Origin of the sequence: Thermosynechococcus sp. OHK43, from assembly GCF_014466085.1 — a bacterium.
Taxonomy (GTDB): Bacteria; Cyanobacteriota; Cyanobacteriia; order Thermosynechococcales; family Thermosynechococcaceae; genus Thermosynechococcus.
On record NZ_JACOMP010000042.1, the window covers coordinates 1 to 9489 of the forward strand.

Genomic DNA, 9489 nt, shown 5'->3' on the forward strand with positions numbered 1-9489 from the left:
CATATTGACTGGTTCCATGGTGCGGAGCTGTTTTTCTAGGGCTTGGCACTGCTGTTGAATGTCTTTAAGGGAGAGGTCAGCGGGTACTTCCGGCAATGGCTGCGGTAAGGGAGGTGGCTCAATGGTACTCAATTCCTGAAGTTGTGCTTGCAGGGTGGTCAGGGTTTCGCTGGCTTTTTGGTATTGCCATTCCAGTTGCTGATAGTTCTTTTGCTGCTGCCGCAGTTGGTACTCGTGGCGATCGCGATCGCCCTTGAGGTGGCCAAGGCGGGTGTCCAACTCCCTCAGGGCAGTTTGGGTCTTTTGAACTTGTGTCGCTAGGTCACCAAGGGTTTGATCGAGGGCCTGCTGTTGACAGAGCATCTCCCCTTGGGCTTGGCGCAGTCGCTGAATCTCCTGCTCTGTTTGTGTGAGGTCTCGTTCCAGTTGCTCTAGTTGACGGTGGCGATCGCCCAAGGCTTGATCTAGGGCTTGCAGGGCGGCCACATGATCCGCGTGGATTTTTTCCTGTGCTTGAAGCTGTGCCTGAACCTGCTGCCACTGCTGATGGCTAGGATTGGCTTCAAGGGCATTGAGGGCAAGGCGCTCTGCAGCAAGTTCTGCTTCTAGTTGAGGAAGGCGAGCCTGTAGCTGAGTGAGTTCAGTTTCGGCTGCGGTTAACTCTTGGCTAAGGTACTGCTGCTGGCGCTCTAACTCTGCTTGCTGGCGGTTCAGGTGCTGCTGTTGTTGCTGAAGTTGCTCCCATTGCCGCTGGCGATCGCGATGGCTGTGGCGGACTTCACTGAGGGCTTGGTTCAACTCATTCACTCTCCCTTGTTTGTGGGTGCGCTCCTGCAGGAGGCGATCTAACAGGCCTTCTAATTCCCCAAGGCGATCGCGCACCTGTTGGACTTCTGCCGACTCTTGGGGGGGGATGCCCTGATTAAAACGGAGGGCATTGGTGCGACGCTGGCTGCCCCCAGTCATTGCCCCTGAGGGTTCCAGCAAATCTCCCTCGAGCGTGACCATGCGATATTGCCCTAGGTATTGTCGCGCCGCCTCAAGGCTCTCAAAGACCAGCGTACTGCCAAACACATAGGCAAAAATGGGGGCATATTGCGGCTCAAAGGTCACGAGATTTAACGCATAGTCAATACAACCCGCCAAGGCAATGGGAGAGAGGGGCTTGGGACGTGCCATCTTATTCAAAGGCAAAAACGTGGCTCTACCTGCCTGTTCCCGCTTGAGGAGGGCGATCGCTGCCGCTGCTACACTGTCATCTGCCACAACAATATTGCCTAGGCGCGCTCCAGCTGCAATTTCCAAGGCCAGTTGATAGCGGGGGTCCACTTGGCCGAGCTGTGCCACCAGCCCAAACACGCCGGGGAGATCCGCACTTAAAATGAGCTGCGCTGCAAAACTGCCTTGGGTTTCCTGAACCGCCTGCTGCCGTGCTTCCAATTGATCGAGCTCCCGCTGCTTTTGGCGCTGTTCTCGCTCAAGGCGTTGATAGGTTGCTTCTGTGAGGCTCAATTGTTGCTGTGCTGCAGCGAGTTGCTGGGCAAGGGTCTGCAGTTGCTGCTCCTGTTGTTTGACTGCTGCCGCAGCTTTTGCTAGAGCGTCTTGCAATTCCAATTGTTGTGCTTCTAAGGTGGTGGCCGCTTGGCACAACTCCCCCTGTCGCTGCCGCAATTGTTGCGATCGCTCCTGAAGGCGAGACAACTCACTGCGACTGGGTTCCAGTTCATGGATCAGGGTGTCAATCCGCTGCCGCCGCTGACTGTGTTCCTGAAACCAAGCTTGGGCGGCTGTATTCAACTCCTGAGCTTGCTGCCGCAGGGCCTCGAGGGCGGCTTGGCTGGTGGCAACCGCTGTAACGAAGGGGGGGCGATCGCCCCGTTGCTGTGCTAACTCTTCAGCAAGTTGCCGGTGCTGCGCCTGTTGACGGTGGTACTGGGCTTGCCGTTGCTGGAGTTGTTCTGCCAACTGTTCTTGCTGCTGTTGGTAGGCGGTTTGCTGGCGTTGACATTGGCGCTGTTGGGCATGGAGATCCGCTAACGTTGCTTGGAGGCGGAGATACTCTTCTTCGCCCAGGGCTTTCACCTGTTGATTGAGGTGTTCTAGGGTAACCGCTGCCGCTGCCATCTCCTGTGCCTTTTGTTGCAGTTGGCCTTGGCGCTGGGTTTGCTCCTGTTGTAGAGTCTGGAGCTGTGCTTGTAGTTGCACTTTTTGCTCTTCCTGGGCCTGCCATTGGCGCACTAGTAGCCATTGCTCTCGCTCTTGCAGTTCTAATCGTAGGGCTTGATATTTTTCGGCATGCAGCCGATCCCGTTGCAGGCGATCGCGCTGTTGAATCAACTCCCCCTCAACAATGCGGAAGCGTTCTTCGCGGTCCTTGACCGTATCTAATTTTTCGCGAGCTTGGGCAATCTTGCGGTCAAAATCCGCCACCCCCGCCAATTCGTCAATGATTTCCCGCCGTGCCTTGGCATTCATGGAAATGATGTTAGTGACATCCCCCTGCAGGACCACGTTATAGCCTTGGGGATAGATACAAAACGCCTGTAACTGATCGTGCAATTCATTCAGGGTGCAGGGTTGATCATTCACCGCGTAGGTCGAGGTATAGGTGCCCTGCTGAGTGACCCGCAGTCGCCGTGTTACCCGCCATTCCGTTTCAGCATCCAGTGCAAATGTCACTGTGACTCGCGTTTCAACAACACTATGGCTGCGCCGCGTTTGGCTATGGTTCACCAAATCTGGCAATCGTTCTGCCCGCATCCCTTTGGAACCGGCAAGGCCAAGGGCAAAGAGCAAAGCATCCAAAAGGTTCGACTTCCCTGAGCCATTGGGGCCAGAAATGACCGTAAACCCTGGCCGCAGCGGAATCACAGTGGTGCCGCCAAAGGACTTAAAATTCGTGAGTTCTAACTGCTTGATGTACACAGCCAAGGAGCGTGCCCAACCGTTTCATTATGCCCAAAGATGCTCCCCTTGTTTGCCGCGGAAAATCAAGCTAAAATTAAATAACTCATAATCGTTTCGAGTTTATTTTAGCCATGACACCGCCACGGATTGAAAACGTTGTCATTATTGGTTCTGGTCCTGCGGGCTACACGGCAGCTATCTATGCTGCCCGTGCCAACCTGAAACCGTTTATGTTTGAGGGCTATCAAATTGGGGGGCTACCCGGTGGCCAACTTATGACCACGACTGAAGTGGAAAACTTTCCCGGCTTTCCCGAAGGTATTCAAGGGCCACAACTGATGGCACGGATGAAGGCGCAAGCGGAGCGCTGGGGCACGGAAATGGTGACTGAAGATGTGATTCAGGTGGATTTTAGTCAACGCCCCTTTCTCATCAGCTCAGCGGAGCGGCAAGTCTATGCCCACAGCGTGATTATCTGTACGGGCGCCACGGCCAAACGACTCCATTTGCCCGGTGAAGAGCAGTATTGGACGAAGGGCGTGTCCGCCTGTGCCATTTGTGATGGCGCAACGCCCATTTTCAAGGATGTGGAGTTAGCGGTGATTGGCGGCGGCGATAGTGCGGCAGAGGAAGCAGTTTATCTCACCAAGTATGGCTCCCACGTGCATCTTCTGGTGCGTAGTGACAAAATGCGAGCCAGTAAGGCCATGCAGGATCGGGTGTTTGCCAATCCTAAAATTACAGTTCACTGGCAAACCGAAGCACGGGAAATCCTTGGCGATGGCAACTTAATGACGGGTTTGCGGATGATCAATAAAGCCACAGGGGAAGAATCCCTCTTGCCGGTGCGGGGTTTATTCTATGCTATTGGTCACACCCCCAATACCCAACTGTTCAAGGATTTTCTGGAGCTAGATAGCGTCGGCTATATCGTCACTCGCCATGGGACACAAACGAATGTGGAGGGGGTCTTTGCTGCTGGGGATGTTCAAGACCATGAATACCGCCAAGCCGTAACAGCAGCAGGCAGTGGTTGTATGGCAGCCCTTGATGCAGAACGTTGGCTCTCAGCGCGGGGGCTCATTCAGGAGTTTCACCAAACGGCAACGGCGACCCAGCCCGCAGCAACCACGAAACCCACTGCCTCGCCAGAACAGGAGTTTGATCCCAATGCCATTAAACATCGGGGTAGCTATGCCTTGCGCAAACTCTTCCACGAAAGCGATCGCCTCCTGGTGGTGAAATATGTTTCCCCCACCTGTGGCCCGTGCCATACTCTCAAGCCCATTTTGGATCGATTGGTGGAGGAATTCGACGGCAAAGTACAGCTTATTGAAATTGACATCACTGAGGACAGCGCGATCGCCGAGCAAGCGGGGGTGACCAGTACCCCCACAATTCAACTTTTCAAAAATAAGGAACTCCTAGAGGTAATTGTTGGCATGAAACCCAAGAGTCAGTACCGCGAGACTATCCAACGCTACCTTTCCTAGCCTCTACGCACTCAGGGGTATGATCAGCGAGATTGGGCTCCTTACCGTTGCGGGCCTGGTGGCGGGCTTTGTCAATGCTATTGCTGGTGGGGGAACACTGATTAGTTTTCCAGCTTTGGTGGCGATCGGCTTGCCGCCAGTGGTTGCCAATCTCACCAGCACCGTTGCCTTGGTTCCCGGTTACTTGGGAGCGACAGTGGCCCAATATCAAGAGCTCAAGGGTCAGCAACGGCGCCTTGGTTGGCTCTTTCCCACGGCAGTGGCCGGGGGGATGACGGGGGCAATGTTACTGCTGCACACCAACGAGGCACTGTTCAATGCCCTAATTCCTTATTTGCTGCTTTTGGCCGCTGTTCTCTTGGGGGTTCAGGAGCAGGTGCGGGCCTGGTTATTGCAGCGGATCAGTGTTCCAGACAGGTCTGAAGTGGGAGCCATTCCCCTTGTATTTCTGGCGGCGGTCTATGGTGGCTATTTTGGTGCCGGCTTGAGTGTGATTTTGCTAGCGGTGCTGGGCGTTGTTCTCGGGGAAAGCTTGAGGCGCCTCAATGGCTTGAAGCAAATTTTGGCCTTTGGGATCAATGTTGCTGCTGCTGCATTTTTCGTTGTGTCTGGGGAGGTAGTGTGGCCGGTGGCTTGGGGGATGGCGATCGCCACCATTGTTGGCGGATTGCTAGGGGGTAAATTTGCCCGCGCGGTCGACCCCGTGCTGTTACGCTGGACGGTCGTGCTTTTGGCCCTCGTGTTGGCGATCAACTATTGGCTGCAACAGCCTTAAACAAAGCCCGTGACGAGGATTGAACTCGTGACCTCACCCTTACCAAGGGTGTGCTCTACCACTGAGCTACACGGGCAAAGATTCCCAGAGCTTTATCATAGCCCATTGAGGGAACAATTGAACAAATGGGCTGCGAGTTTTTGCTAAAAGTTGCGACGAGAGAAAATCCAGGTGGCGATCGCCAGCAGGGCCACCGTATAAATCACGCCATAAAAGGCATTGGCCACAAGTTCCGGTACAGACGGCAGCATTCCATAGACCGCCGTATTCTTAAAGTCCAAGCGGGATAAATCGGGAAAGATCAGATAGAGAAACTGCATCAGTTGCCGTACGGTGTCACTCTCTATCTTTTGGCTGAGGATGACCAAGTTTTGGCTAAAGTGCCCCATAAAGTACAGTGCCACGGTTAGGAGCGTGGCAATCAAGGAACTGGTGAAACTACCAAAAAGCAAAGCGGCTGCCGTCAGGAGGGCTAGTTGCAGCGCAATGTAGAAAGAGTTCACTATCAAAGGACCAGTGGGATAGGCAAACTGATTCAAGCTCATGAGAATAAACAGAATTAGCGTCATCAGTGCTACCAGTACTAGCAGAACCGCCGATAAGCCCAAATGTTTGCCAATAATAAATTCCGCACGGCTGATGGGTTTCGCCAACATCACCAAAATCGTGCGCTTTTCTATTTCTTTATTGAGCAAACCACCCCCAACAAAGGCGGCAATCAGCAAGCCAAAGAGGGAAATTCCTGCCATCCCCACATCAAGGCTAATTTTGTCTTGGGTTCCTGCTGAGACCTGTCCCAAAATCACAATCGCTAAAGCTAGGCCAATGGCAAAAACAGCAGTGACGTAAAGAACCCGCTCTCGCAGTGTTTCATTGAAAACATTACGGCTAATTGTCCAGAGGCGACTCACCGTTAGCGGTAACATGTCTGGTACTCCTTGAATTTACTCTCCTCTCAAAGAATACCTATTTTGATAGCTTCGACGTCCACCGGAAAAGTCGTTCACCCTTTTACGGTGGTACCTACTGCCGGGAGAGAGAGGTCAGTATCTTTATCAAAGGGCTCAAGGGGCACCCTGAGATCATGCCTCTCGATTCGAGGCGATCGCCAGCGCGGTAGCAGCGTAGCAGCAATCCCCCACTTCATTTCTTTGTTTCTTGGATAGATGGATAGATGTCGATTGCCATTTCCTCTCAGCTAGCCAGCACACAATCCACGACGTCGGGGTTGCGGCGGTAGAGATCAAACCTTTTGCCGCGATCGTGGGCTGCCGTTGCGAGCAAGAGCACTTTGGCAGGGCGTATAGACACGACCATGAATTAGCTCATGCCCTGCCAACTGCTGCTCTGTCCAGCCAAAGTATTCTTAAAGGATTCTTCTGGTGTGAAATAGCGATCGCCCGTCTCCTTGGCAGCTACCATTGCTTGTATCTCTAGTGAAAACTGTATTCCTTTAGGATAGCTTCCCCTGATCTCTGACATCTCAGAACCAACGTGCCACAATAGGCGGTGGGGACGCAGTTAGGAGATTTAACGTAATTTAACGTAGTTCTCTTTGGAGAGGGTTGACGTGTCCCTAAGTTCAAGTCTTGATTCCCAAGCCCCTGAGGTGGCAATTCTGCGGGTGAGCGGCTTGCGTTGTGCTGGCTGTGTGCGATCGCTGGAAAATCAGTTAAAAGAGCAGCCGGGCGTAGATGCTGCGGCAGTGAATCTAGTGACGGGAACCGCCGTTGTCACCTATTCCCCCAATAAGACAACCCCCATCGCTATTGTTGAGACCCTAAACCAAGGCCGCTTTCAAGCCACCCTTGCAGAAGCCAATGCCCTTTTGGAACTGCCCACGGCCTCTGAGGAAACCTCTTTGCCAAGGTTGGCGATCGCCTTTATACTCCTTATTCTCTCCAGCGTCGGCCACGGGATTGATCTGCTGCCGGGGCACTGGTCCATGTTAGAAGCCATGATCTGGCACTGGGGGCTAGCGACGATTGCCCTTGTCCTGCCGGGGTGGGAGATTTTGCGGCAAGGGATGATCGGCCTCCTCCAAGGGTGCCCGAATATGAATACGCTGGTGGCTCTTGGCGCCTTGGGGGCTTACCTCACCAGTACGGTGGCGTGGCTGTGGCCGGCCTTGGGGTGGGAGTGTTTCTTTGATGAACCGGTGATGATCCTTGGCTTTATTTTGCTGGGGCGATCGCTGGAGCAACAAGTACGTCAACAGGCGCAACGGGACTTGCGATCGCTCCTCGCCCTGCAGCCAAAACAGGCCCTATGGCAACCGAGTTTGACCGCTAGCGATCGCTGGCCCATTCCCGTCAGTCGTATCCAGGTGGGAGACTGGCTGTGGGTGGATGCTGGAGAACCCTTTCCCGCCGATGGCATCATTGTGACCGGGGAAACCTTGGTGGATGAATCCATGCTCACGGGGGAATCTCTACCGGTAGTCAAAGGCGTGGGGGCATCCGTTCTAGCGGGCAGTCGCAATGTTGGTGCTGCCGTTACCCTACGGGTAGAACGCTGTGGCCGTGCCTCATTTTTGGGACAGATTTTAGAGCTCGTGGTGCAGGCACAAAATCGCAAAGCACCGGTGCAGCAAATGGCAGATGTGGTGGCTGGCTATTTTGGCTATGGAGTGTTGCTCTTAGCGGCAGGCACCGCCGTTTTTTGGAGTGCGATCGCCCCCCATGTCTTCCCAGAAATAACCAATCACACGTCCCTATTGCCCCTAAAGCTGGCCTTAAGTGTGCTGGTGATTGCCTGTCCCTGTGCCCTTGGCCTTGCCACTCCGATCGCCCTTCTTGTGGGCACCAGTCATGCCGCTGCCAAAGGCTTAATTATTCGCGGTGGCGATGTTCTCGAGCGCACTCAACAGTTGGACACGATTGTGTTTGACAAGACGGGCACACTGACAACGGGTGAACTCGAAGTTGCAGAGATCCACCTGTACGGGCAGTCCTCCTTAGAAACCGTCCTCTACCTACTGGCCAGCCTAGAGCACAAGAGTCGCCATCCCCTTGCAGTGGCGATTCAGAAGGCATGGGCTGCGACAAACCAGATAACAGAACTAGCAACGGTGACTGGGCTGGAAACTGCCCTTGGACTGGGGATGAGCGGTTGGATTGAGGGGCATCACTATCAAGCGGGCCGCCTCAGTTGGCTGCGTGATCAGGGTATTGACTGCCCTTCCCTAGCGGTAGAAACCCATGTGGCCTTGGCCTGCGATCGCCAGCTGATGGCGGTGGTAACCTTTCGCGATCGCCTGCGCCCAGAGGCAGTGAGCACCATTCAAGCCCTGCAAGCCCAAGGCTATGAGATTCATGTCCTCACGGGCGACACCGCCAAAGCAGCCCAACAACTCCTAGAACCCCTCGGCCTACTCCCAGCCAATATCCACACAGATCTGCAACCCCAGCAAAAGCTAGCCCTCATTGAGGAGTGGCAAACCAAGGGCAAAACAGTGGCGATGGTTGGGGATGGCATGAATGATGCCCCCGCTCTGACGGCAGCTCAGGTGGGGATTAGCCTTGGCACTGGTACAGAGGTGGCCATTGAAGCAGCAGATATTATCCTCACCCGCAATCATCTGGAGGATGTGCTCACCGTGCTGGCCCTCAGCCGTGCCACCTTCCGCAAAATTCAGCAGAATCTTTTTTGGGCAGTAGCCTACAATATCGTCGGTCTACCCATTGCAGCCGGTGTTGGGTTACCCCTGTGGGGACTCAGTCTCACGCCCGGACTTGCGGCCGCTTGTATGGCCATCAGTTCGATTGCCGTTGTTCTGAATTCCCTAAGCCTCACTCGAGCAAACTAGCTCGCGAATCTGTTGGGCATTGGCACGGGTGAGCCGCTTTTTGTGGGGCAGGACAACCACCGCTGGTCCCCGTTTGCATTCCCCCATACAGCCTGTCGCTTTCAGGGTAATGGGGAGCTGTTGGGCCTCTAGTTCTTGCCAGAGTTCCTTGGCGCCCCGGCGACAGCAGGCGGATTTTTGACAAATGAGCACCCTACAGGGCTGAGAACCCCTTGCCACTGTGGCTTGAGCCGTTGCTAAAAATTCTAAATGGTCTGCCTGGTATTGCTTGACCCAGCCATCGTACTTATCCTTGACCGTGCCTTCTAGCCGCAGGCGATCGCCCACCTTGGGGAGTTGTGCTAATTCGCGTCGTAGCGATTTTTCCAGCTTGATCCAGACTGTTCCCGTGAGGGTTTTCAAAATCACGACCTTGGGCAGTCCTTTCTTGTAAAAGATCTCTTCAACCGTGCCCTCAAGGCAAAATGTCGGCAAATCAACGACACCCAGACCCATAGAAGTAAGAC

7 protein-coding genes and 1 tRNA gene are annotated in these 9489 nt (G+C 54.3%); 3 read left to right on the plus strand and 5 right to left on the minus strand.

The window, feature by feature from the left end:
• Positions 1–2925 (minus strand): chromosome segregation protein SMC (gene smc, locus H8Q75_RS01890; protein WP_297040011.1); only part of this gene is annotated, 2925 nt, incomplete at its 3' end.
• A gap of 113 nt (positions 2926–3038) precedes the next feature.
• Here smc and trxB point away from each other — a divergent pair.
• A complete protein-coding gene (trxB, locus tag H8Q75_RS01895) occupies positions 3039–4400 on the plus strand; it encodes a thioredoxin-disulfide reductase (protein ID WP_024124958.1) in 1362 nt (453 codons plus the stop codon).
• A 19-nt stretch (positions 4401–4419) separates the two neighbouring features.
• Positions 4420–5175: a sulfite exporter TauE/SafE family protein gene (locus H8Q75_RS01900; RefSeq protein ID WP_297039998.1), complete on the plus strand. Its 756-nt coding sequence runs from the start codon at positions 4420–4422 to the stop codon at positions 5173–5175.
• 4 nt (positions 5176–5179) lie between these two features.
• On the opposite strand, the gene H8Q75_RS01905 is transcribed toward H8Q75_RS01900, so the two are convergent.
• From H8Q75_RS01905 to H8Q75_RS01915, 3 genes are all read right to left on the minus strand, one after another.
• A tRNA-Thr gene (locus H8Q75_RS01905) sits at positions 5180–5251 on the minus strand.
• Positions 5252–5318: 67 nt separating this feature from the next.
• Complete coding sequence (locus H8Q75_RS01910) at positions 5319–6101, minus strand: ABC transporter permease subunit (RefSeq protein ID WP_024124956.1); 783 nt, start codon at positions 6099–6101, stop codon at positions 5319–5321.
• 268 nt (positions 6102–6369) lie between these two features.
• Positions 6370–6492, minus strand: a complete 123-nt coding sequence (locus H8Q75_RS01915; protein ID WP_024124955.1) for a hypothetical protein — start codon at positions 6490–6492, stop codon at positions 6370–6372.
• A 253-nt stretch (positions 6493–6745) separates the two neighbouring features.
• Between H8Q75_RS01915 and H8Q75_RS01920 the strand changes: the two genes are divergently transcribed.
• On the plus strand, positions 6746–8983 hold the full coding sequence (locus H8Q75_RS01920) for a heavy metal translocating P-type ATPase (RefSeq protein WP_024124953.1): 2238 nt from the start codon (positions 6746–6748) through the stop codon (positions 8981–8983).
• On the opposite strand, the gene H8Q75_RS01925 is transcribed toward H8Q75_RS01920, so the two are convergent.
• The coding region (locus tag H8Q75_RS01925) for a hypothetical protein (RefSeq protein WP_297040008.1) at positions 8960–9489 on the minus strand (530 nt) is incomplete at its 5' end. The genes H8Q75_RS01920 and H8Q75_RS01925 overlap by 24 nt on opposite strands.